Raw genomic sequence first — 25,593 nt, forward strand, 5'->3', positions numbered from 1 at the left:
GTGAATAACATTTGAATGCTTATCATTTAAAAAATTCTATACTTGGCAAAGCGGTAGGCTAAATAATAAGTGGTAGAAATCAAAATAAGCGAAATAACGGACTTGAAAAGACCTACGGCAGTTGCCGGACCGAATTGAGCGGAAATTAAGCCCATTCGGTAAACGTAAGTATCAATAATATCGCCGCTTTCGTACACCTGCGGGCTGTACAGATTGAATATTTGATCAAAGCCCGCATTCAATACGTTTCCAAGGCTTAACGTTAGCAGAAGAACGATCATGTACCGGATGCCGGGTAACGTAATATGCCAAGTTTGACGAATTCTGCTTGCTCCATCCATTATGGCTGCTTCATACAGGGCAGGATTGATTCCCGTCAGCGCAGCCAAATAAACAATCGTGCTGAATCCGAATTCCTTCCATACATCGGAAAATACCATGACGAACGGAAACCAGCTGTTATCGCCTAAAAAGTACACTGGCTCGATGCCGAATAAACTTATAAATGAATTGACGATTCCAGTTGAAGGAGACAAAATGTCTATCAATACGCCGCCCAAAATAACCCATGATAAAAAGTGTGGCAAATAAATAAGAGTCTGGACACTTCTTTTGAAAAAGTATTGCCTTACCTCATTAAGCATCAGCGACACCGTAAGCGGTACAAACAGCCCGGCGATGATCTTCATGACGGAAATTACAAGGGTATTTCTCATCACTTTCGGAAAATCAGATAAACTGAACACATACTCGAAATTTTTCCAGCCAATAAACTGAGATTCAAAGAAGCCTTTTGCTGGAATAAACTTTTGAAAAGCAATGACGATTCCAAGCATTGGTCCGTATGAATAAATAAGTACTAGAATGACCGCCGGCAGCAGCAATAGATGCAAAGGCAGGTTAGAGAAAGAAGATCTTTTCAACGCAATTGCTCCTCTCTGGTGGACGAATCAGCGATTGCGGAAAAAAGCAGTGTTTTTTCCGCAATGCTGACTATGATGCGCTAATAGCTAACACCGACCCTAGTCGATGCTTTACTTATTGGCATACCACTCATTTACTTCCGCCGTTATGGCATCGCCGCCCTCTTTTTTCCACTCCGCTACAAATTTGTCGAACTCGTCAATGGATGCTGAACCGATAATAATTTTGGTAAACACCTCCAGTTCTTTCTTGTCTAGATCCGCCTTGCGCTCGCTCATTACCGGAAGCGGAGCCGTAATAAATTCATCGTTGACATAAGCATTGGCTTGCCGGTATTGATTCGTAACGCCCATCGAGCCTCCCTCGCCAAAAATAACATTCCAGCCCCACTTGGTCCGATCCCCTTCCAAAAATCCTTTAATATTGGTAAAGGCGCTTTGGTCGTCACCTGTTAATTCAGATGTATCTCCTGTCTCGAGCGCTTTTATAATTTTCAAATGCTGATCCGCATTTTTATAGGCGCGATATGCGGCAAGTTTATTCATCTGCCAAACTTCATTCGTTCCGCTGCTGCCGCCATTGACAAATTGCTTGTTAATATCCAAATCTTTGTTTTCGTAAAATAGCTCTACCCACATATCAAGCATATTGAACAGCACCTCGGGATGCTTGACGCCTTTCTTGACTACCCAATATCCCGAAACGCCTAGCGAAGCTTGTTTTTTCGGCTCTTGACCATCCGCGGAAACGAGGGGGAATGCTTTCCATTCTGCATTCGGATCCTGATCAACACTGGATTGGAAAGGGTACAACCCCGCATATGGATTCATAATAACAACGCCAACCTTACCGCTAACGACCGTTTCAGCCACCTTCGAAAAATCTTTGGAGCCAAATTCCGGATCAATTTGCTTCTTTTTAAACAATTCCTGTAGAACGGACAGGGCCTGCTTCATCTCCGGCTGAATGCTGCTATATTGCAGCTTGCCTTCAGCATCTTTAATCCAAATTTTATGGTAGGCGTGATAGCTGTTGAAAAAGCCGATCAGCGTGCTGAAATCCTTGTCTATCGCCAGTCCGAACGTGTCGGCGGCATTGTTTCCGTCAGGATCCTTCGTTGTGAAGGCGTCCATAATGGCAAACAAATCGTCCATCGTTTTTGGCGGCTCCAGGCTTAACTTTTCCATCCAATCGGTCCGAAGCCAAATCATTGGAGCCCCTTCCTTAGGAGCGCCGGTAAATGGGATAGCCATCAGCTTTCCGTCTACCGTAGCTGACATAAGCGCTTCTGGTCCGCCTTCGTTTAATATGTTTTTCGCCCGCTCAGGTGCAGCTTCATAAGCAGCTGTCAAATCCTCTATCAAATCCGATTCCAGCAGCTGCTTGAATTGGGTAGGCGATGCCTGAAAAAAGTCCGGAATATCGCCTGTTGCAATCATTAAGTTTGTTTTCGTTTCCCATTGCGAGGCATCTACGGTCCAAAGCGTGTTGAATTTAACACCAAAACGTTTTTCGTATTCTCTAGTCCATGGGTTATTGTCTACGGAATCGCCATTCTCGTAAGTCACGGTCGGCTTAACGGTTCCTACTGTTGTCAACGTGATAGGCGGATCGAATTTCCCTCCTTCAGCTGCCTCAGATCCGTTGCCGGACGAAGAAGCGGTCGGAGCAGCAGTCGGCTCTTTTTTATTATTACCGTTGTTATTGTTGCTGCACGCAGCAGCGAAAACGGTTACAATTAGCGTGATAACGATGAATAAAGAATAAGCTCTTTTAGTCATATCAATTCCTCCTAAAAAGTAATAACGTCATTCTTGTTAACATTCAGGGGTTGATTTCTAACTTGACTCGTAAGACAATAGAAGTTAAGAGTTTTTAGCAACTATCCGCTACTTGCTCTTGCATTTCCCGGTCCGCCAGAAAGCTGATTCTTCGACACCGAAGGAATCACAGTGAAATCAAGAAGTGACGGCTTCTTTTTCACCTTAACCTTCTGACACGACCGGGATTGTTATATTGTATCCCTCGACACCCCTCTACCTCCTTCTATAACATCTTTATTTAAATTCCTCCGCAGCTTACTTTCAGCACGACGCTTAAGAGACTACTCACTATACAAGCCGTGCCTCCAATTAGCAATCGAAGGTATTCAAACCCTAATTAGCGAGCGGCAAGCTCTTTGTTCAAATTATTAATTTTGACTTCCATCATGACCCTAGAGGAAGGGAAGTCCCCGTCTGTACGGCGATTCAAGTCTAGCCAAGGAGCTTTGGCAATTAAAGCTAAAGCCTGCTCAGTATTTGCTAACTCGAGCCGAGTAATTTCCAGCATTAGTTCTCGATCACTCTGCTCCTTCGCCAGCAAAAATTTATAAGTATGCAATGTAGTTAGCAGTGAACGATACACAAACTCGATTATGACATGTTCCTCTCTTGCAAAGTTTCGACTGCGAAGTTCCATCGGATAAGTAAGCGTCTGAATTTCTTTAAACGCTGCTTTGGCATAATCGCAAGCCAGCTCATATTCTGAAATCACTAGTTGTACTAAATCTACTCCCTCATCCGCGATCATCGTGCTGTTCATATGGGAATAGGGAAGCTTTGTCAGCGCTAATGAATGCTTGACTTCGTTAACTGCTGTCGAAAACGTTTCTTCATTTTCCTGTAAATAATACAGCCTGGCTTCAAAATACGGTTTTTGCTCGAATTCCTCATCAAAAACGAGAGGATGTGCAGGTCCGATAAACTCCGGTCCCGTGAAATAGATCGGTATATACGGAAAATGCGAGGCAGCCTCGCTCATATAGCTCCATGCGCGTATATATGACAGGGCATCCTCTCCGAAATCCCGATTGGCCATTATGTTCAAAATTTCATCAATAGCCAGATCCGGCTTCCAATTTTTCCACCAGCCTAGCTCTTCAGCCCTCGACCCCCACATGCCAAAAAACATCCAGGATTGCACTACTCCATCTGCTTTCATTAACGAAACCTGTTCCCACTTGTACCCGAGCTTGTGCAATGCAGGCATGTAAGGAATATGAATACACTCGAGACCGATCGCCGTCTCCGTTTTGATATAAAGCGGTATCCCCCTCTTATGCACCACTTCGGCCTGCTTCAATAGATTGGCAGCAGGTCCTACAAAGTCAATCGAGTAATCCCAGATCCGCTTCTTATAGCCATCCTTCCAATACAGCTCATCCTTCTCGATCGTGCTGAGCAAAGCGACATCCTTCGGCAGCGACTCCAGAAGCTCGACTTGCGCCGGATCGCTGGACCAAACAAATGCACTGTATGGCCATGCCATAACGCTTGCTTCCGGCTTCACCTTATGCACGGCTGTTGCGGTTGCAGCAAGCAAAGCGTTCACAGCTTGCTCAGGCGTTTTAGTTTGACAGCGCATACAATTTGTCTTTAAATTTACGTCGATATGCGTCATATCCGGACGCATAAAGCAGTGGTAGTATGATTCGCCGCCGATAATTAGGATCAGTCCTCCAAGATCCGGCACCTCGCGAAATAGCCCAGCCATCGTTTCTCCATGGAAATTGAGACTGTCGTGATCCGATGAGCATAAATTATAAATTTCTTTCGTCGTTTCTTTTAATCCAGGACTGATTTTTGCGCCCTTCATGGAAGGTATGCGGGAGAAAATAGGATGATTGCCATCTAGCTTGGGGCTTACAGCGACAAAATATAATGCAATTCCAAACTTTTTGGCGCGTTTGGCCGCTTTTTTCAAGATTGCAATATTGTGGTCATAGTGTGGGTGATTTAATTCGAAGTAATGGGCATTATTTACATACAGTAACCAATCTCCATAAATAATCATGCCGTTAATGCCATAATGAATGAGTAACCGAAAGGCATCATCCGACAGATAGATATCGTCTAGATCAGGCACTAAGTAATTTGCTCCATAGGGAGCTTGACTAATTTGCTTCTTCCAAGACGGAGCACGCTCAATCCTTCCTATAGGAAGAGCGAGCGTCCCTAATGCAGAAATTTCCTTTTCCAAATAAACGATGCTTGCCCAAAGACCGGAAATATCCGATGCGGACAAAGTAATAGCATTCTCGTTCACATCGCGACAAAATGAGCCTGCCGCAACAGCAGAATCCTCACGAAGAATAAAGAAATTGGAAGCATTTGAAGCTATATCGACGCCGATTCGCTGCATGTAATCCTTTAGGTCAATAGCGGCTTCCTCCATGCCTTCAAGCTTACCTTCCAGCACTACGGACCATTGCCCTTCCAAATAGTTAACATTCGACAGCTTCATTACGCTCCGCTCCAACTTTATCGCATGTCTGTGAGGATCTCTGCGAAGCCGATTATAAGGTTCGTTATTTGCTGCTTCAAGCCTATCCAAAATGAGTAAAGAGTTATGCATCATATCGATCATTACCCTCCTGCTATTCAACTCATAATATAAGACTGGATCAATTATTCAAAGCTTAGCTAACGATTAAAACCATTCTTTTTGTTTAAAAGCAGCATCTGATTCTCCGCTTATTGCAGCAAATTCGAAGTAGGACCGTTTAATATGAGATTTCATGACCGACTCGGCATGATCCGGATCACGGCGTATAAGAGCGTCAATCAATTCCCAATGCTGGTCTACTTCCTTTTGCTTGGTCGACTGGCTCCCGAGTATTCGATTTACCAATGAAATTTGAAAGGAAATCGTCTTGTACATATGAATCAATTTTTTGTGTTTGGACAAGTAAATAATGGATTGATGAAGAAAATGGGAATCCTGCAGCAATGAGCTTACAGAATTGTCATTTAGCTTAACTTTCATGTTTTCGTAGAAGCGGCTAAGATTCTCGACGTCCTCATCGCTCGCATTTTTGACCGCAAGCCTAATAGCAAGACTCTCATAAACGGCTCTTAACGAATAAATCTCAAATACATCCTCCATCTCCAGCAGGCGAACAGATGGTCCGCGATTAGGAATAATGGTGACTATGTCTTCTCCGGCAAGCTTGCGGATCGCTTCTCGAACAGGCGTCTGGCTAACGTTAAGCTCCTTCGCAATTTTTGTCTCTATAATCCGATCTCCCGGATTAAGCTCGCCCTCCAATATTTGCTGCTTTATAATTTCACTGATTTCATCGCTAATATTTTGCTTCTCTATTATAAATTTCTTTGTTTCCCTCATCTCGTACAACCTCCTTGGAGATTTGGCTTGTTCTTTTATTTTCAATTATGGACTTCATCAATTATGGATTATATATAATATATACAATATAATACATCATATAGTATTCTGACAATAGAAATTTTAGAACCTTTTGGCAGTTTTAAAAGCATATATTTTCTATAATAAACAAAGCAGGTCCCGGCGGGACCTGCTTTGTTTGATGAAATATTATGCTAACTACTTTTTTCAAATCTAATCCACGGAAGCAACAACATCGATCTCAACGAGCAAATCATAGTTCAAATCGCAATATACGGTCGTTCTAGCCGGATATGGGGCTGAAAAATAACGGGCATAAATTTCATTAAATTCGGCATAATGCTCCCGTTTGGCCAGAAAAATATTCGCCTTCTTCACTTGATTGAAATCCATATTGTTTGCATGAAGAATAGCTTGAATATTCAACATCGTTCGAACCGTTTGTTCTTCAAGCGTAGGGCCGACTACTTCACCAGTTATAGGATCCAAGCCGCCTTGTCCCGAAACAAATACCAGCGAGCCTGAAAAAGAAGCCGAAGAAAAAGGCAAAACTTTCGACTGAATACTCATAGCCACAACTCCTTAAAATTAATAGTCAATTCAGGCTTGCCGCTGTTAATAAGGTGAATATTCTATTCTAAGTAAAGGCGTATCTATGATAGAATTGCTTATCAAGGATTCCATGGCATAGTGAATCATTCCAGTTGTAAGCAGTGTTCTCTCAATAGGTACAGAAGATTGCCCGGTAATGATCATGCTCTCTATCATTTCCGTCAATATGCCAAAATGACGGAATGGACGGCCTAAGCCTGAATCAAATCGGACGGCATAATCTTTGTTTTCAAAGTTTGTCCACGCTACAGCCCATTGCTCGATTTCATTCGGCAATTGCAGCACATAGCCCGTTAACCCATCAAGGTATTCAACAGTCATTAGTACCGGATTATTAATTCTTGTGCGCGGATGCCCTTCTTTTGGATTCGAATAAGTTGCCAAAGCCAAGTGCATTAATGGTTCCGGCCATAGACCCTGATCCATTTCATCCCACACCTGCTCACCTTGAATGGCACGCACTGACTTCACGCCGCTTTCCCCGCCTATACGCTTCTCGGCAAGATACTGCACAGTCTCCCAGGCATGGAAACCATAATCCTCAGTGCCTCCAAAGCTGACCGCCAAAATCTGCTGCGGATTCTGCAGGCTTGACCTATCCAATTCCGGAACAAGCGGAACATGGGGAATGGACGAGCCGCCCATAAAAGGTATACTGCGATCATTCAAAGCATTGTACATCCATAAAGCATCGTCTATATTCCAAGACAAGTGCTTATCGGAAAAGATCGGCACTCTCACATTAATTTCATCTAGCACATTTAGCGTTTCCTCCAAAAAGCGGCGGCGCGGGTATTTCTTTTGCCCATTGCTATGAACCGGATAAACGCCATGCTCACCTATAATCAATACCCCGTCAAGTCTGTCACGATGAGCTGTAATAATCGTCTCCTTTATAGTTGGACATATCGGAATTCCAGCATAGGCAGCCTCTTCCCTGCTCATATCATTGTCAGGAAATTGGTCCATATAAAGAGTAGCCACCTCGATCTGCGGTTCATATCCCATGCGTCCAAGTAATCTGCCGACAATAACTTCCGCGTGAGAGTTATAGCGGTATTCCGTTATAATTGCAGCAATTTTAGGTTTACTATTTGCAATGGAATTCATTATTTACTCCCTCTCATCATTATCCTTCATGCTTTGCATGTGATTCGTACTCTGAATCAGCCATTCGGTTACCGCTTTAGCAATAACTGCGAAGAAAAGATCGCCCATATCCTTCGTTGCTCCGTCAGCCGCGTCTGTATAACCGTCATAACCTGTAATTAAACCGCGCCGGCCTGCAAATACATTAGTCAGCTCTTTCGTAATTGAGATAGTAGATGGATGTTCTTTCTTCAAGCCATCAGCCTTCAAATCAGGCAATAAAGACATCATCATCGCGGTTTCAAAAGCTCCCGCATGGCCTGGAACAGGACCTATTCGCTGCGCATCAATATCCATCAGCGCTTGCTTCGCCAGATTCCAATAAGATGCAGAAGCTGTCCAGATGGAATACTGCATAGTTAAATCTACAGCTGCCTGCTGCATCATCCACTCATTCCCGCCATGGCCGTTCAGGAATATAATTTGCTTAAAGCCCCCTATATGCAGGCTCCGTCCAATATCCATAAGCATCTGATAATAAACCGATGAAGAGAATGATAACGTTCCTCCGAATTCAAGATGATGCCCCGAGCAGCCAATGCTTAGTACAGGGGCCATGATGAGCTTTGCAGCAGAACCCGCTTGTATAATGGCTTCACGGCATACACGCTCACAAATCATCGTATCCGTATAGACGGGCAGATGAGGACCATGCTGCTCCGTTGCGGCAAGAGGTATAATAACGGTGTAGCCTCCATTAGCAAATGCTTTCAGTTCTTCTCTCGTATATGCGCCAAAATCCAACTTCGTCATAGGTTAAACCCTCCATCTATTGGGTACAAGGAACCTGTTATATAAGAGGAATCATCCGACAGCAGAAATGCTGCCAATTTGGCTACTTCTTCTGGCCGCCCGCTTCTTCCAATCAGATTATCCATAGCCTGTGCGTGATTCTCTGACTTGATATCACCTGGTATTATGGCATTGGCCCGGATACCGAATAGAGCATTCTCAACAGCTATCATTCTTGTCAGATGATTTACCGCTGCTTTCGCCGAGCCATATGCCACCGGCCCATTCTTTACGGGAACCGTCCCGAGCACCGATGAAGTATTGACGAGTGAACCTCCGCCCAATTGTTTCATCATGGATACCGCATATTTATTCACTAGAAATGTGCTCGTAAGCGTCCCTTTCATAACAAATTCCCAATCTTCCAGTGAAGCTTCAGATAACGATTTCCAAATTTGTGTATAAGCATTATGAAACAAGCCGTCCAGCCGGTTAAACTTCCGCTTTATTATTTCAATAATCCCTATGATTTGCCCTTCGTCAGTCGCATCTGAAACATGCAAGGAAAACCGGCCAGGGAATTTCCGCTCTAATTCCGATAGCTCTGCTGCTTGCGTAAAATGCAACAAGTCAGTGCCAATAACATAAGCGCCTTCTTCTAAAAAGTGCTCAACTGAAGCTTTACCAATCAGGCCCAAAGCTCCGGTTACCCAAATCACTTTATTTTTCAATCGGTATTCAGGCATGACTTTCTCCTTCCATGACCTATTCCTTCATTGATCCCATCACAAGCCCTTTCACAAAATACTTCTGCAAAAACGGATAGACGAGTATAATCGGCAGTATCGAAATAAAAATTTGCGCGCCTTTCACCGAACGGTCGGACAACAGTCGCATTTCTGCAGGATCCATTGTAATTTTAGTAAAATCAAGATCGACAACAATTGTGCGCATTAAGGTGGCAAGCGGCCACTGCTTCATATCCGTCATATAAAGCATACCGTCAAACCATGCGTTCCAATGCCCTACCATAAAAAAGAGAGACAGTGTCGTTAAAGCGGGGAGCGATAAAGGAACGTAGACATTCATCAAGCTGCGGAAGTAGCCCGCTCCATCGATAAATGCAGCCTCTTCCAGCTCCTTCGGAATGCCGCGAAAAAAATTGAGCAGCAGCAATATGTTGAAAATATTAATAGGCGGCAGGACAAGCGCCCAGATACTATTCATAAGTCCCAGTTCTTGAATCAAAATGTAAGTCGGGATCAGCCCGCCGCTGAACAGCATTGTAAATAAAAATACCCAAGCATATATTGTGCGGCCTTTAAACACCATATCAGGTTTCGACAGTGGAAAAGCCGTAATAATCGTACATAGCATGCTCAGCGCCGTGCCAAGCAAAGTCCGTTCAAGTGTAATTCCCATCGCTCTTGCAAAATGATCATTTTGCAGCGTTTTTAAGTAAGCTTCCCACGTAAACTCCACCGGCCATAGAGTAACCAGATTGGAATCAATCGCATATCTGGAGCTAAAAGAAATCGCCAGCACGTTAATAAGCGGCAAAATACATAGTATAGCCAGTACCGTCAACAGCGCAATATTGAACGCATAAAAAACTTTATAGGATGGCGTTTTATGATACATCGGTCATTCTCCTTAGCCAAGCTTTTAAAAAATACGATAAGACAAAAATAATCACGGCTGATACAACCGTTAATACCCTTTCTACATTCTTCGTGGCTTGTGAAACTGAAACAATTATCGAGGTTGTTCTCTATAGTTCCATTTTTTCCGGCCAATGAATCTCAATGCCACGCTGTTGAAGAAGCGCTTGAAAGGCGTGCAAATGCTTCTCGACTTCCTTTATTTCTCGAGGCGTAAGATTATTCATGATGGCGTAAGCGCTTAAATATCCTGCTACTTCGCCGATGTTCCATTCCGTTGGATGCACACGGTAGCAGCCGTTGGTAATTTGAGTAGTACCTATGTTTTTGCATGCAGGCAACAAATTTTTAACTCGTACGGGTAGTAACGCGCCAAGCGGAATCTCATAAGGATAGGTTGGAATATAAAAGCTGCGATTCGTCTTCGCAGTATGATGCAAATCAAGATAATAGCTTCCGACACCAACGCTGTCTTCATAGCGCTTAATCCCTTGATGATGACGTTGTTCGATGCTCACATCTTTCTCGGTAATTGTATACAGTGCTTTAATCCTTCTAGATTCCCGGATATAAGGATACTTGGCCAAACCATCATCGGTTCCAAGTACATCCTTCCTCAATCTCACTTCAGGATATCCGCTTCCGCCATTGGGACGAGGAGCCTCCGTTTGAAGCCAATAGACCAGTGACAAGCTTAATTGCTTGGCTCCATACAAATGTCTATCCCGTTCCGCTTCCGACACCTCATAAATCGAACCTAAGAAATAGTCATTTTGCGGCCAATTGATCAGTGCAATATCGCTTTCAAAAACACCTTCAAACAACGCTTTATCAATAATTCTACGATAGGTCCATAAGGATGCCAGTTCGCCCTCATCAGGCAGAAATGAAAAGTTCTTCATTTGATCTGTTTTATTCACGTCCTGCACAAACCAGCTAAACAGCGGATAGGGCGAGAAGCTTGGCATAAATTGGCGCCAAAAATCGTATTGTTCCGGCATAGCAATCGTGTGATCTTCCCCCTCCATGTAGTCTAAAGCGAATACAAAGGTGAAGGCTTGTATATCAAGCGGATCTGCCTGATCGGAGGCGTGAGGCTCTCCAGTTTCGCTCTTCGCTTCGGCACCAGTCACATATTCTGCGCCAACAAGTGGAAGCAAGTCTCCGCATTCTGTAGCATCCAAAAAATAGTCACCCGTTATTCGTTCACTGAATCCCGTGGCAATATGCTTCACCTGAACCCATTGGATGATATCATCAACTGTAGAAGCACTTTCTGGAAGATAACCATATAAAATGATAATCCGGCCGCTGCTGATATAAGGTGCAAGCATATCCTCGATGACTTGAAGTGCGACTCTCGGCTCATGGCAAATACGGCTTACCCAACCATTTCCTGGATTCAAATAGTAATCTTCCTTCGCAGCCGTTGTCAACGGATAATTGTCCTTATAATATCGGCGAACGCGATTGCGGAATTCTCGATACGTGCTGGTACAGCCAAAGTTTTCAATTCATGGATGCTCATCGGGCGGAACACCCTGGCTAGTTAGTTGCCCCCCCAGCCAGTCTGTTACTTCTGTCATAATAACTCGCATCCCCATCTTCGCAGCAGCAAGTGCGGCCATGCAACCTCCTGCACCTCCACCTAATACAATAACGTCTGCAACTCTTTTATTACTTTCCATTGATCCAACCGCCTTTATCGTATGAAAATCTACTTCCATATAGAGCTTGTCGTTAAAGCATGAAGCGGTATCGGTCATTCTCCTCAGCCAAGCTTTTAAAAAATACGATAATCTGCAATCTTGTAAGCTAAACGATAAGACAACACAATTAAGATTAAACCGACAACGGACTTGAACATGCCCACTGCAGTGGCAAAGCCCATTCCGCCGCCCAAAATGCCTGTGCGGTAAACAAACGTATCGATAATATCGGCCTTATCATAAACGAGCGAATTGTACATATTAAAAATTTGATCAAAACCGGCGTTCAGCACATTTCCCAGCGACAAAGTAAACATCAGCACAATGATCGGCATAATGCCTGGCAGCGTAATCGCCAGCGTCTGGCGCCATCTGCTTGCCCCATCAATTTCAGCCGCTTCATACAAGGAAGGATTAATGCCCGTCAAAGCAGCCAAAAATACAATAGCGCCAAAGCCAAACTCCTTCCATACATCCGAGACGACCACCGTAAAGCGAAACCAATTGCCATTCATCAAAAAAGGAATATTGTCTACGCCGAGCATCCACTGCAGCGCCCGATTGACAAGGCCCGCATTAGACAGCACCTCTATTAAAATACCGCCCAAAATAACCCATGACAGAAAATGCGGCAAATAGACCAAAGTTTGTACGGCTCTCTTAAAAAATATCATTCTTACTTCGTTTAAGAGCAGCGCAAAGCCAATCGAGGACAAAGGCGCTGCAATAATCTTCGCGCTGGAAATAATCAGCGTATTCCAAATAACTTGAATGCTGTCCGGCCTGTCAAACATCATGCGAAAATTGTCTAGCCCAACCCACTGAGAACCTGCAACTCCTAGCCAAGGCTTAAAATCCTGGAAAGCGATTATAAGCCCTGCCATTGGAAGATAAGAAAAAATAAGAAGAGCAAGGAGCCCCGGAAGGATCATCAAATGGAGCGTCCACGCTTTATTCCAAGTGAATGGTCTCCCTGCAGTTAGTTTCACTGCATCTGCAGCTGTTGATGTTTGTTTCCGTTTCACTACGATACCTCTTTCTACAGCCGCATCTCCCCGGCATATGCCGGGGCAGACGGGGCATCATCATACTATCCCTATAGCCTAGGAGTTTTTATTCGCTTCGTAGCGCTCGGTTACTTCTTTAATGACATCGGCGCCGCCAGAGGACAGCCATTTCTCAACAAATTGATCAAACTGATCTATAGACGTTTCGCCCATCACGACTTTGCTGTAAAACTCTTTCTCCAGCTTCTGCAAGTAATCCCACTTGGCCGCCATCGTTTTGGTAGGCATACCGCGGTCAAGGTTATATACCGACGCATTCTTCATATCCATCGATAATGCTGCAGCTTCCCAAATAGCCGGATTGCGTTTTGCGAGAGCTTCCTGATAAGCTGTTTCCGGCTTTTTGCCTTGTGCGAGATCTCTAAATGTACTGACCTCCAGATACGGATCACGCGGCGGAACCGTTATAAAATTGCGGGTAAGATCAATGCGGTTCTCATCCTCATAGAATGGCTTGCCGTCTTTCATTACATAGTCATAGCCTTCGAAAAAGCCATTTTCAAACTCGGAGCCAGGAACCTTATTCTGCCCTTCAAACAGCTTGTTCAAATAGCGGAATAAAGCTTCCGGATGTTTGAAGTCTTTATTTACAAGCAGATAAGCATTATCTATGTCTGCGCCGCGCCGGCCTACTTTTCCGTCCGGACCTGCTGGGAGCGGATAAGCCTTCACAATGGCTCCCGGGCTGTTAACCGCAACGTCTTGGATGGGCCAATCCGCCATCCAGTGAGGTCCAGTGCCTACTCCAGAGTTGCCTGTGTTCATCAATTCCGCTGCCTGAACTGGTCCTTGCGTCAAAGCTTCTTTATGAATATAGCCTTTTTCCATCCAGCTTCTTAGCCGTGCCAGAGCATCCTTGGCGCCCGGAGCGATTGATCCGTAAGTTAATTTTCCATCTTCACCTTCAATGAAGTAGCCTGGCATTGCTCCATATGCACCAAACACCCAGCTTGCATCGCTCATGTATTGGTTATAAGATTCTGCAATCCCCATCGATATGCCAACTGTATCCTTCTTCTTGTTGCCATCCGGGTCCCCATTCACAAATTTGTCCATGATGACTTCCAAATCATCAAGCGTCTTTGGAGCTTGAAGATCAAACTTTTTCATCCAATCTTCTCTCAGCCACAGCACCGGCTCGTTCTGGTGCTTACTCTCTACCATCGGAATTGCGTACCGCCCGCCATCTTTGATAACCTTCATCCAAAGACTTGGGTCTTCCAACGTTTTTTTGAAATCTTCCGAAGCGTATTGATTAAATACATCCTTCAAATCCATTAATTTACCTGCTTCGATTAAATCAGCAACCAAGTCGTAAGTGTACGTGAACAGAACATCCGGCAGCGGCTCATTAGAGGATAAGGACAGACGCAGCTTCGTGACGCATTGCTCCGCCGAAGTTGTCCACAGATATTTAATTTCAATGCCTAGCTCTTCCTTAGCCCAACGAGTAGTCACGTTGTCTTCCAGCGTTTCTCCTTCTTTGAACTTCTCTGTCCCCAGAATACAGCCTGCGGTCGTTATCGTGATCGGCTCACTAGCAACTTCGGGCGACGCGCTTGGCGATGATTCCGGAGCAGCAGACTCCTTATTGGCGCTTGGTGAAGTATTTGAATTACCAATGCTGCTCTTGCCGCATGCCGCCAATAAACTAAGCAGCATAATGACGGCTAATACAACCGTTAGTGACTTGCGTTTCATTCGATGCATGTATATCCCCCTTAATAGATTTGATTACACTTTAAAGTATAGAGGCGGTGCTCATACTTAGATATATAAACAATCTAGTCAAAATGTAACTTTGAAAGCCATCATACGCTGCTTAGCGCTTTATTAATTCAAAATCATCAATATATATGATCTGTCCGGTAAAGCCCTCGAAAGCCATACTAATAAACAGTCCCTTCACATCCATCCCATTATTTGTTGCGGGCACTGTAAAATCCCAAACCATTTCAACCCAATCCCCCGCAGTATCCGTTGCTGAGAAGCTAGGTCCCTGCACATGGTTGATCCAGCCATTCGTTTCATTGAGATACTTAGTGAAAAATGTAATCTTTTCAGTTCCCGTGAATGATGCACTCGACTTATAAATCGCTGTGAGCGTGTAATCCCCCGTCTCCGTAATCTTCACGTTTTGAATCGGAAAGGTGTCGGCTCCCCCAACGACTTTTAAGCTATATCCTCCAGTTCTGGCCTCTTCGTCCGTCCGGCTAATGATCCCTGCGCTTTGCCAAAATTGCCAAGGCAACGCACTATACGCGCCGCTATAGCCAATTTCAAAAGAAGAATTTTGGTTAACCGGCGCGCCGCCGACTCCATTGATCGTCATCTCCTCGCTTAGCAGTTCCGCACCGCTGAGGTATTTCACCCGATAAGCCAGTTGCTGGTCTCCTGCTGTTGCTGTGAGCGATGAAACCGTTAAAGTTACCTTCTTGGCAGAAGCATCCCAAACAACGGAATTAGGCTGCTCCGTCAGAGCGTTTGTCCCATTTACTACAGGCTGCACTATAAAATTACTTGCGGTCGGAGGGGAGGGAACGATTCCTTCCAACTGTACTTCCAACTGTCCATTGCTCGCTGTTACACTTGCGATTACCGGATCGTCCGGCGCTGCTCCTTCCACGATTGAAAAGTCATCGACATAAACCGCGCCTTCGCCAGGATCGCGATAAGCAACAATGGTCGCATGCGAGAAATGTTGCGGAGACGTGAAAGTAACCACATATTTCGTGTACTCGCTGGCCGTTACTGATACATGTTTGCCTAGCATTCCTAAATCGGGTACATTCCAAAAATTAACCCCGACTACATTTGCTACGCTTGCATTGCCGTCCTGTTTGCCATAGAAGGTCAGCGTATATGTCTTTCCGCCCTCAAGATAGATCGTTTGTTCGCGACTGCTCCGTTCTACGCGAAGCGCCTTCGTCCCCGTATGGGCATCCTCCGTTATCTGGGCTGTCGTATCAGGCCAATCATGCCAAAAATCAAAGCCGTCTTCAAAGCCAGGGTTGCGAACTTCCGCCCCGAAGGAAGCCGTAATCAATTTCCCCATAAATTGACGAACGTTTTCTGCCTCCGCCGTTTCTAAAAAGGTATCTATATATTGTCTGGTTGAGCCCGTCGGATGATCTGAAATCCATTTTACAATTGCCCAGATATGGTTGTTCGAGATGACATCCCAATAAATCGCATAGGTTATTTTCAGATACTCGTCATTCTCATATTGCTTCATTAAAGCAAGGCGATCGTTCTCAACTTCTAATCTGTCTATAGCAATTTGCAATAATGCCAAAGCCTCCTGTTCCGTCGTCGGCTCGTCGAATTCCTTCGTCAAATCCGGATAGGCGGCAACGGACAGCTCATAGTAGCGAAACATAGCAACAATTTGTTCGGCGCGTTTTTTCTGCTTTGGCGTATTCGCCTTTTCTACGACAGATTCCAATAACGCTCTGCTTGCCATCATATCCGCTTCGGAAACGTCCTTCAAATAGCCCGCTGAAAACAGCGGCATAAAATTGGTTCTTGGAAAGTTGTTTTTCCAAGCCTTATACCAGCCTATATCCACAAGCTGTTCTTCCCAGAACTGCTCCCATATCTCGTAATAAGCTTGCAAATCTGGCGCTGCGTCTTCCCCAACAGCACGCACATACCATTCTTCCAGCAAGGCATCCTTATCTTGATAGGGATCCCATTGCAATTTCATAGATAGCCAGCCTTTAGGTCCTTCCCCTACATTAGGACTCAGCTCGCTATAAAAAGCTTCAACCCCTTTTTCAGCTGCATAAATGTAACTTTCCTGCATCAGGTTCGAATACATTCTTGGCACCATATACGGCGTGCCGTACAAGTATTCATAGAACGCAACCGTCGCTCCTGACTGTGCCCATGCTTCTGTTACTGTATGTCCTTCAGCCAACAGGTCCGGATCTGTCCAGGAAAGCCTGTCATCAGTAATATAGACGATAACTCGAGGATCAATCTGTATGTCCATAGGCGGATCATACACGTTATAGTACGCATACGTGCCCAAATACTTGTCTGGATGCTCGGCAAAAACACCGGCAGCTACTTGATTGACCCATTCAAAGAAAATATTCGACATATCGACCATGCCTATGGAGTTCATTTTATTCGGATAATCCGGGTGTGCAGGGTTTGCCTCGCAAAAATTCGTCGTATCATTAATGCCAATTGAATAAGACTCTGCTTCCGGGTGCTGAACGAAATAGGCATTAATATTCGCTATCGCTTCTTCCACAATGCCATCAGCAGTGAAACAAGGCTGCCAGGTATGAATGGTATTCAAATCAGCGCCTGCCGGATAAAATTCAGGATTGCTGTCTATATATACTGCTGGCGGGAACAAATTGTATAAATTATGACCGAAGTCCACATGCCAGTGCATTTTATTATCCCGCTTCCATTGCTCATGTGAGGCTTGCGGCGCGACTTCGAAGGTGCGGGAGAAGAATGCCGGTTCTTCGCGAACCTCATCCCCGATCGGCACAGAAATCTGATTCGACTGCGGCACATCCTCCCAAATCTCGCCCGGCATGAGCCAGCGTACGCCAACATAGCGCTCCAAGAACTCACTTACGCCAAACTCCGTTCCCCACGATGTCGGACCGGCGATTGTTATCCGCTTCTTGTTCTGATGTATGACAAATCCGTCCTTCTCCATTCCGTCCAGCAAACTGGTCTGCTCAGCTGCCGTTAAACCGTTCTTGCCAATATAAACTTCCGTTGCAGTGCTACTGACCAATGTTGCATAATTTGTTGGTTTTTCGCTTTGTTGAGCTCCTTCGCTAAACATTGCCATATCGTCGGCAGAGACTCCACCCGGCCAATCATCAGCAACTGCTCCGTCAGGCAGAGCACCAGAAGCAGTTCCATTATAAAACAGCTCCACATCATCGAAATACACAACATCTGTTGCTATAAAATCATTAAAAGAAAGACCAATGAGCAATCTCTCAACTGGCACATCGTTCACTGTTTCAGGAATGATGCCCTTCCATTGAAGCTTAAGCCAGTCATCTACACTGTCGGCAATCATCACTGCCTGACTGCTGACCTGCGACAAATGATTTCCATCCTTGTCCAACAAATTCATGAATACCGTTGCGTTGCCATTGGCACTTGCATCCGAAGGCCGATAAAGATAAGCAGACAACTCATATTCGCCATACTGTGCAATTTCGATTTCCTGATTCGGCCATGCAGTTCCAATGCCTGAAGCTTTTATGCTGTACTGTCCACTCCTTGCCTGCTCTGTGCTTCTTTTAAACGTCCATGTATATGGCTGATCTAACCAATAACGCCACGGAAGGGCATCATAACCGCCCAAGTACCCAATCTCCATATCTGCGTTTAACGTCAAAGGGCTGGCTGAATTTTCCTCTATCGTCATTACGGCGCTTTTAATTGGAGAATCATTCTTATAAAACACTTTATAGGCAACCGTCTGTTCGATAAATGCCACAGAAACTGCTGGTACAGTCAAGGTTGCTGTCAGTGAAGCGGCATCCCATGTCAAAGCAGTTGGCTGTATGCGTTCCGCCTCTTCATTGTTTACAATTGGCTGAACCTTAAAATCTGCCGCAACTGGAACAACAGCAGGCGCTTCATCAAACTTATACGTGATGCTGCCATTTTGAGCCGTAATACGATTGGCTTCACTATCATCTATTACGAGCGGCAATTCAGCGCCTGTCGATTTTCGCACATAATCAATCAGCTTATCTGCCGCTTCCTTAATCTGCTTATCCGCAGAAGACGATATCACAATCGCAGCCGCAGGCTCGCCATTTTGCACAATATGCAACGAATCCTCCACCTCAGGCGGAGTCACTATATATCCTCCGCCACTCCCGAAGCTGCCACGATCGTCCTTGTCCACCAGCTTGGATTCAATCGTAGCCGTCACACCAGGCTTAAACTCTACTTTCTCCGGCCAATTGCTAAATACGGAGCCGCTTGTCTGGAAGATTGCCAGCTTGACCGTTCCTTGGCCGCCCACAACAACAGGCGCATCGACAAGAAGCCTATCCACCGTTGTACCTTCAGCCAGCCCCAGCTCAGAGTCCGCCATTGCTCCAGTAACCTGGTCAAAGGCTCCTATGAGCACGACTTTGCCATGCTCCGAAGGTTTCCCGCTATTCACCGTAACCGTTTGAAAACCTGATGCGTTTTCCTTCAAACCCCTTTCCTCCAGCAAGCCGCCGCTTTCCATCACGACAGATGGAATATTGGCTTCTCCCGAAGCAATCAGGCGCACATCGCCTGCCTTCTTATTGACAATGAGCGGGCCTGTCAACGTTGATTGATAAATCTCGATTGCGCCCCCGCCAAGCACATACGTAGATCCTTTGACGGTTACGCCATCAAGCTTAACCTTCCCTTCTTGGGCTCCTTGCACAATATACAAATCTCCCTCTATGACAAGGCCTTGAAGATTCGTATCCGGCTTGCTCACCAGCAAGTTGCCGCGAATCGGCAATTGCAGCGCGCTTGCATCTGTTACCCAAGTTCCTATCACCCGGTCAATAAGCTGTGCCGCTTCGGCTCGCGTTAACAGGCCAAGCGGAGCGAAAGCCTGGTCACCACGCCCCTGCAAATATTGTTTTGCAAACAGCGCGTCAACCGCCGCAAGCGCATAATCTGCTATTTGCGGCCGATCCTTCACTTCAGCCGCTTGCTCCTGCACCCCGCTTAATTGAAAAGCGCGCGCTACAATAACAGCTGCATCCTGACGCGTAATGGTAGCCTCCGGCGCAAAGCTGCTTGCCGACTTTCCATTCACCAGTCCATAATAGTAAGCGCTTGCAACGCTGTCGTAGAACCAGCTGCCTTGCGGCACATCCTGGAAGGGTATAAGATCGTTAATTCGCGGCAGGTTCAGCACTCGAGACAGTATCGTCACAAACTCTGCCCTCGAAATATGGGCATTCGGCTTGTACTTGCCCCCATACCCTTTAAGCAGCTCAAGGCCAATCCATTTCTGCATGACCCCCTCCGCCCAGTGGCCCGCAATATCCGACTTTATCGCTGTCGCACTTGCCGCCGCATCAGTGTCAGCATTCCCTTTACTAGCAGCAGCTGTTTCATGCAATCCCAGTGCCGAGAATAGCAATAAGATGCTTAAAATTGCAGATGCTGCCTTCTTCTGTAGTCTAAACCTCATGACGCTTCCTCCTTTTTTAATGAGAGCTGCGAAAAATCGCTTATTTCGATCACAGTATAACAGGCACAATTTTTTTTGAAATATAAACAATCAAGCCAATATATAAATTTAAGAGCCATCTTTCACAGAATCGCATCTGCTATCATTTTTTGCGGTATGATATACTCATCTGCACACCCACATCCCGACAATGGAGCTGACTACATGCCTATCCGTTTAAAAACTTTAAGCAGACTGTTTCTCCTTATCTTTGTTTTATTAGTTCCAGTCTTCTTTTTATATGGCTACGCCAACTGGGAAAGCATTCGGGTTGTCAAAGAGCAGGTGCTCAGCTCCAACTCTAACCGGCTGCAGTTTTTCCGCAGTCAAATCGACGGCAACATCAATCAAATTGTTAACAACGTTTTCTCGCTTATGCTTGATCCTGACGTCAAGCAGTTTTCCAATTCTTATTCTTTGGATGATCTGAAATATGAAAACGTAGCAGCGCTTAACCGCATCCGTTCCAAGCTGACACATCTAAATACCGCATCAGGCTGGATTACATATGTTTCTATTTATTCTCCAACTGTCAAACGTCTGATTAATTCCTCAGATTTAAGCCTAAGCAATATTGAGTTACTTCCTCCGCCTGAGGATCAGGGAATTAAATGGGCATACAAGCCGGACAAAAGCATGAGCAAGTCTGTATTTACGACTACTTTGGTAGACCCTTTCAGTAGAATTAAAAGAGGAAATGATGCCGCTTTATTCGAAGTTCAATTCCAAGCGCATAATTTTACTAAAATGCTTGATTCTTTCAAAAATGAAGGTCGCAATGATCCTTTCTTGTATCATCCTTCCGGACAGCACATATCGAACAGCACTGCAGAAGAAAAGCTGGTAGCAACGGTCACCGCACATTTGGATTCGCAAACGCTGCTGAACAGCCAGTACAAAACAATTACTATTAATCATGAAGAATATTTACTCTCTTATATTAAATCTGACTTGCTAGACTGGTATTTAGTTGATTACGAACCGCTTGGGCCATTAGTTAAACCGATCATGATGAGCCGTACAATTTTCTTCATCACAGCAAGCTGCTTGGGGGCTGTCCTGCTCTTTCTGGCGATTACGTTGTACAGACAAGTACGTCTGCCGATCAAGAAACTGATAATCAGCTCTACTCAGCTGCGCAATGGCGATTACTCTTCCCGCATTGAAGGCAAGCATAATAACGAATTTGATTTTCTTAATTATCGTTTTAATGAAATGGCATCTGAAATTCAACATTTGATAGAAAATGTTTACAAAGAAAAGCTGCGCTCTCAAACCGCATCCTTAAAGCAGCTGCAATCGCAAATCAACCCGCACTTTTTATATAATTGTCTTCACTTTATAAGCATTATGAATTACCGCGGCAACCGTGAAGCCATTGATGCCATGGTAACCAATTTAGGAGAATATTACCGTTATACGACAAGGCTGGAGCATACAGCTTCAACGCTTCGCGAAGAAATACAAGTCTTGCAAAATTACTTGGAAATTCATCGGATACGCATGCCGAGTCTAACCTATACATTGGATATTTCGGATGATGTGAATAATGTGCCAGTTCCACGACTGATCCTTCAGCCTATTATTGAAAATTCCATCGTTCATGGCTTTGCTCAAAAGTCAGGGCCTTTATGGATTCGTATTGCCAGCTACGTGAATGGCAACCGTCTTCAATTAGTGATCGAAGATAATGGGTCGGGGCTGACGGAACAAGAGCTGGACAAGCTGCGCTTAAGTCTTTCGCAGCCTCCGGAAGTGCATGAGGGAGGAATCGGCATCTGGAATGTTCATCAGCGGCTGTTGCTTCAATACGGGAGCAGTGCGGGCCTGGAATTGTTCCATTCCCCTTCCGGCGGCTTAAAAACACAAATAAACATTATATTTTCTGAACATAAGGAGTAGATGGCTATGGCGAGATTGCTAATTGTTGATGATGAACAGCCCATCGCCGATGGACTTGCAGAAATTGTCGCTTCCTGGAATATTCCTCATCTTGAGAGTGTCAGCAAAGTTTATAACGCTGATGAAGCAATTAAGCTGATGAGAAATACTTCGATTAACATATTACTGACGGATATCCAAATGCCTGGAATGAATGGGCTTGAGCTGATCAGGCATGTTGCTGATACTCAAGAAGGTGTCAAATGCATTTTATTATCCGGCTACTCCGAGTTTGAATACGCCCGGCAGGCTATACAATTGCATGCTATCGAATATTTACTTAAGCCAGTTAAGATGAATGCATTAAAAGAAGTGTTGAAAAGAACAGCCGCGCAATGGCATGAAGAGCAGGCTGACTCCATTTCCCGGCAAAAGACCGTCAGTACGCTAAAAGAGCATCTGCCTACAATCCGTGAACGGTTCTTATTTGATATTTTGTATGGAATTCGATTTTCTAAGGAACAATACGAAACCAAGCTCGAGGAGCTTGAGCTTCCTTTCGGCTTCGGCTCATCTGCCCGCTTGATGCTGATCCGTATGGAGGAGCAATTCTCGCGTTATAATCCCCATGATCTGGGGCTTATGGAATATGCCCTATACAATATTGTGAGCGAGGTGCTGGAGTGGAGATTTCATCTTTGGCATACGAAGGACGATTACGGCTATCATGTGTACGTGCTTTCTCCGTATCAAAAGCGAGTGCTTGAAGCTTACGGGCAGCGTTCCACACTGGCAGCTGAGCAATCCGGTAAATCCTGCAAACAAACCTTGGAGGAATTGGGAGAGACGATTAGGCAGCATGTACAACAGTTTTTAAAAGGGGACGTGTCGATCTTATGCAGCCAGAGCGCCTTGTTTCCGCAAGAGCTCTCGTCTATGTACGAGACTACTTCCGCTGCTTTATTGCAAACCGTGGGCAGTGAGAAAAGAGCGGGCTATGTACAAGCGGGAAATAACAACGGCAGCGGCGGCATTCAAACGCTATCCATGCTGCACGAGCCTCCATCTCTCATTCATTTGATGCAGCATGGCAATTGGAGCGGCGCCAAAGAAAAGCTTCTGCACATTTTTGATGAATTAGATAGCAAATGGGGCGATTCGCAGGAGCATCTTCTTGAAGCCTACCATTCTATTTATCAGGCATATCTGTTCATCGCCCACAAAAATGGCAGGCTGCTTGCGGAGCTGTGCGGCAGCAGCCTAATTAAAACCTTTCACGCCAATCGGTTTCTATCCGTTCAGCAGTTAAAGGAATGGAGTATGCACACACTGGAGCAATTAACCGATCATTTTGCCGTGGAAGAAACCGATAATAAAAGCGCCATCATACGTAAGGCGCAATCTTTTATTCAGCAAAATTTATCAGTTGATATATCGCTGCAGCGTATTGCAGAGCATGTGTACCTGCATCCATCGTCATTATCTAAAATTTATCGCATGGAAACAGGGCAAAGCATTACGGAATACATCTTTCAGGTGCGCATGAACAGCGCCGAACAGCTGCTTCAGCAAACGCGAGGCAAGGTGCAGGATATTGCTGTTGCTTGCGGTTATCAAAGCACACCGTATTTCATTAAAGTTTTCCGCGAATATTCCGGAATGACGCCGCAGGAATATCGAAATACTGTGGGCTGCGATCTATCTCACATTTAACGGCAGCAGCACCTTAAATTCTGCTCCTTCTCCCAGCTTGCTGGATACAGAGATCGAGCCGTGATGCATTTCTGTAATTTTGCTTGCAATAGAAAGGCCAAGACCGCTGCCTCCAGAAGCACGTTCTCGTGATTTATCCGCTTTGTAAAACCGTTCAAAAATACGCAGCTGATCCTTTTCTGCAATTCCCGGACCCGTGTCTGCTACTCGAATCATAGCTTGATCCTCGCTTCTCGTGAGCACAACACTAATTTTTCCGCTATACGGGGTGAACTTAATTGCATTATGAATAAGGTTCACCCATACCTGGCTCATTAGATCCTCATCCGCGACAACTTCAACTTCTTCAACGTCAACATCCATCTCGATTTTTTTGGCTTCCCACTGCGGTTCACAAGTAAGAATAAGAGCGATTAGCTGTTTATCAAGCCGGTAAGGCATCGGCTTGAATGGATGACGCTCAGAATCCAGCACGGCGAGCTTCATTAAATTATCGCTCAGCTTTGACAGCCTTAAGCATTCCGTCTCAATAATCGTCAAATAACGCTGACGCCGCTCCCGGTCCAGATTTTCATTTTTTAGCGCTTTGGCAAAACCGCTAATGGAAGTAAGCGGAGATCCGATTTCGTGGGATACATTGGAAATAAACTCCTGCCGCAGCTCCTCCATCACTTTGAGGTTAGCAGCCATATCGTTAATGCTGTTTACGAGCTGAGCATAGGGATGATTTTGCCGCTGGTTGTTATGAGCAGAGCCAAACCCAGCATCCAAATTAACACGAAAATCACCACGCGAGATACGTCTTAAAGCATCTATCAATTCCGACCAATAATGATGCTCTCTTCTTTTAACAAATGGCCCGGCAATCGAAATAGCTAGACCGAAAATAAAAAAGCCAAGCATTGCGTTAATAAGAAAGGCGAGCAAATCGTGAGGCTCCCAGGCTACTTTGCTGTAAAGAAAGCCAGTAATATAAAAAGCGGCCGTCCAGCTAAGAATTACTACACATACGACTAATAATACATTTAAAGCAATATGAAGAAATCCTGGTTTTCGCTTCACTGCAGCACCTCCAGCCGGTAGCCTAGCCCTCTGATTGTGCTGATCCGGAATGCGCTGCTTTCCTCAGTGAATCGTTCACGCAGCCGTTTAATATGCACATCGACCGTTCTTTCGTCGCCCTCATAATCATAACCCCAAATTTGCTCGATCAGCTGATCACGCGGAAATGTTTTACCCGGATAGCTTGCAAGCTTAAATAATAGCTCAAACTCCTTCAGCGGCAAGGTCATCTCATTATTAGCCAACCAGCACTGGAACGTATCACGACGCAGTGTAAGATCACCAATTTGTATAATTTGTGAGGTCATAATTTTGTATCGCTTCAAAAGTGCTTTTACCCGCGCAACGAGCACTAATGGATCGAATGGCTTTACGAGATAATCGTCTGTTCCCAGCTCAAAGCCTTTTATAATTTGAGAGGTTTCGCCCTTGGCAGTCAGCATCAGCAGCGGCAAATCCGTCTGCTCCCGCAGCTCGCGGCATAGCTCCCAGCCGTCCATGCCGGGCATCATAATATCAAGAATAACTAAATCAATTTGAGCAGCATCAAGAATGCGCAGCGCATCCAAGCCATCCACCGCTTCAACTACGTTCAGCCCTTCCAGCTCCAAAAAATGACTTACTAATTCACGGATATGCGGATCATCATCGACAACTAAAATCCGAGCCAT

The 25,593-nt window shown here is 45.1% G+C and carries 16 protein-coding genes and 1 pseudogene; 2 read left to right on the forward strand and 15 right to left on the reverse strand.

Annotation, left to right across the window (positions count from 1 at the left end):
- Positions 1 to 26 precede the first annotated feature (26 nt).
- The 13 genes and pseudogenes from V1L65_RS07470 to V1L65_RS07530 form a co-directional block, all read right to left on the reverse strand.
- Positions 27 to 923: an ABC transporter permease gene (locus V1L65_RS07470; protein ID WP_331698483.1), complete on the reverse strand. Its 897-nt coding sequence runs from the start codon at positions 921 to 923 to the stop codon at positions 27 to 29.
- 111 nt (positions 924 to 1,034) lie between these two features.
- Positions 1,035 to 2,705: an extracellular solute-binding protein gene (locus tag V1L65_RS07475; RefSeq protein ID WP_331698484.1), complete on the reverse strand. Its 1,671-nt coding sequence runs from the start codon at positions 2,703 to 2,705 to the stop codon at positions 1,035 to 1,037.
- A gap of 379 nt (positions 2,706 to 3,084) precedes the next feature.
- Positions 3,085 to 5,322, reverse strand: coding sequence for a hypothetical protein (locus V1L65_RS07480; protein WP_331698485.1), 2,238 nt, complete (start codon positions 5,320 to 5,322; stop codon positions 3,085 to 3,087).
- A 72-nt stretch (positions 5,323 to 5,394) separates the two neighbouring features.
- Positions 5,395 to 6,090 (reverse strand): GntR family transcriptional regulator, encoded by a 696-nt coding sequence (locus V1L65_RS07485; RefSeq protein WP_331698486.1) that lies wholly within the window; start codon positions 6,088 to 6,090, stop codon positions 5,395 to 5,397.
- 234 nt (positions 6,091 to 6,324) lie between these two features.
- Complete coding sequence (locus V1L65_RS07490) at positions 6,325 to 6,681, reverse strand: RidA family protein (protein ID WP_331698487.1); 357 nt, start codon at positions 6,679 to 6,681, stop codon at positions 6,325 to 6,327.
- A gap of 45 nt (positions 6,682 to 6,726) precedes the next feature.
- Positions 6,727 to 7,833 (reverse strand): hypothetical protein, encoded by a 1,107-nt coding sequence (locus V1L65_RS07495; RefSeq protein ID WP_331698488.1) that lies wholly within the window; start codon positions 7,831 to 7,833, stop codon positions 6,727 to 6,729.
- A gap of 3 nt (positions 7,834 to 7,836) precedes the next feature.
- The gene (locus tag V1L65_RS07500) at positions 7,837 to 8,625 is read right to left on the reverse strand and encodes a creatininase family protein (protein WP_331698489.1); all 789 of its coding nucleotides are present in this window, start codon (positions 8,623 to 8,625) and stop codon (positions 7,837 to 7,839) included.
- Positions 8,622 to 9,350: an SDR family NAD(P)-dependent oxidoreductase gene (locus V1L65_RS07505; RefSeq protein ID WP_331698490.1), complete on the reverse strand. Its 729-nt coding sequence runs from the start codon at positions 9,348 to 9,350 to the stop codon at positions 8,622 to 8,624. Before V1L65_RS07505 ends, V1L65_RS07500 begins: the two co-directional genes overlap by 4 nt.
- A gap of 19 nt (positions 9,351 to 9,369) precedes the next feature.
- Complete coding sequence (locus V1L65_RS07510; RefSeq protein WP_331698491.1) at positions 9,370 to 10,245, reverse strand: carbohydrate ABC transporter permease; 876 nt, start codon at positions 10,243 to 10,245, stop codon at positions 9,370 to 9,372.
- Positions 10,246 to 10,375: 130 nt separating this feature from the next.
- Positions 10,376 to 11,953 (reverse strand): annotated as a pseudogene (locus V1L65_RS07515) (FAD-dependent oxidoreductase).
- Positions 11,954 to 12,048: 95 nt separating this feature from the next.
- Positions 12,049 to 12,906, reverse strand: a complete 858-nt coding sequence (locus tag V1L65_RS07520; RefSeq protein ID WP_331698546.1) for an ABC transporter permease — start codon at positions 12,904 to 12,906, stop codon at positions 12,049 to 12,051.
- A gap of 171 nt (positions 12,907 to 13,077) precedes the next feature.
- Positions 13,078 to 14,751, reverse strand: a complete 1,674-nt coding sequence (locus V1L65_RS07525; RefSeq protein ID WP_331698492.1) for an extracellular solute-binding protein — start codon at positions 14,749 to 14,751, stop codon at positions 13,078 to 13,080.
- A 112-nt stretch (positions 14,752 to 14,863) separates the two neighbouring features.
- Positions 14,864 to 20,227, reverse strand: a complete 5,364-nt coding sequence (locus V1L65_RS07530; protein ID WP_331698493.1) for a DUF4838 domain-containing protein — start codon at positions 20,225 to 20,227, stop codon at positions 14,864 to 14,866.
- A gap of 204 nt (positions 20,228 to 20,431) precedes the next feature.
- Here V1L65_RS07530 and V1L65_RS07535 point away from each other — a divergent pair, with 204 nt between their 5' ends.
- The gene (locus V1L65_RS07535) at positions 20,432 to 22,168 is read left to right on the forward strand and encodes a sensor histidine kinase (protein WP_331698494.1); all 1,737 of its coding nucleotides are present in this window, start codon (positions 20,432 to 20,434) and stop codon (positions 22,166 to 22,168) included.
- A 6-nt stretch (positions 22,169 to 22,174) separates the two neighbouring features.
- A complete protein-coding gene (locus tag V1L65_RS07540) occupies positions 22,175 to 23,860 on the forward strand; it encodes a response regulator (RefSeq protein WP_331698495.1) in 1,686 nt (561 codons plus the stop codon).
- On the opposite strand, the gene V1L65_RS07545 is transcribed toward V1L65_RS07540, so the two are convergent.
- Entirely contained in the window at positions 23,846 to 24,922 is a 1,077-nt protein-coding gene (locus V1L65_RS07545) for a sensor histidine kinase (RefSeq protein WP_331698496.1), read from the reverse strand. The genes V1L65_RS07540 and V1L65_RS07545 overlap by 15 nt on opposite strands.
- On the reverse strand, positions 24,919 to 25,593 hold the full coding sequence (locus V1L65_RS07550) for a response regulator transcription factor (protein WP_331698497.1): 675 nt from the start codon (positions 25,591 to 25,593) through the stop codon (positions 24,919 to 24,921). Before V1L65_RS07550 ends, V1L65_RS07545 begins: the two co-directional genes overlap by 4 nt.

The organism is Paenibacillus sp. IITD108 (genome assembly GCF_036541265.1).
Lineage (GTDB): Bacteria > Bacillota > Bacilli > Paenibacillales > Paenibacillaceae > Pristimantibacillus.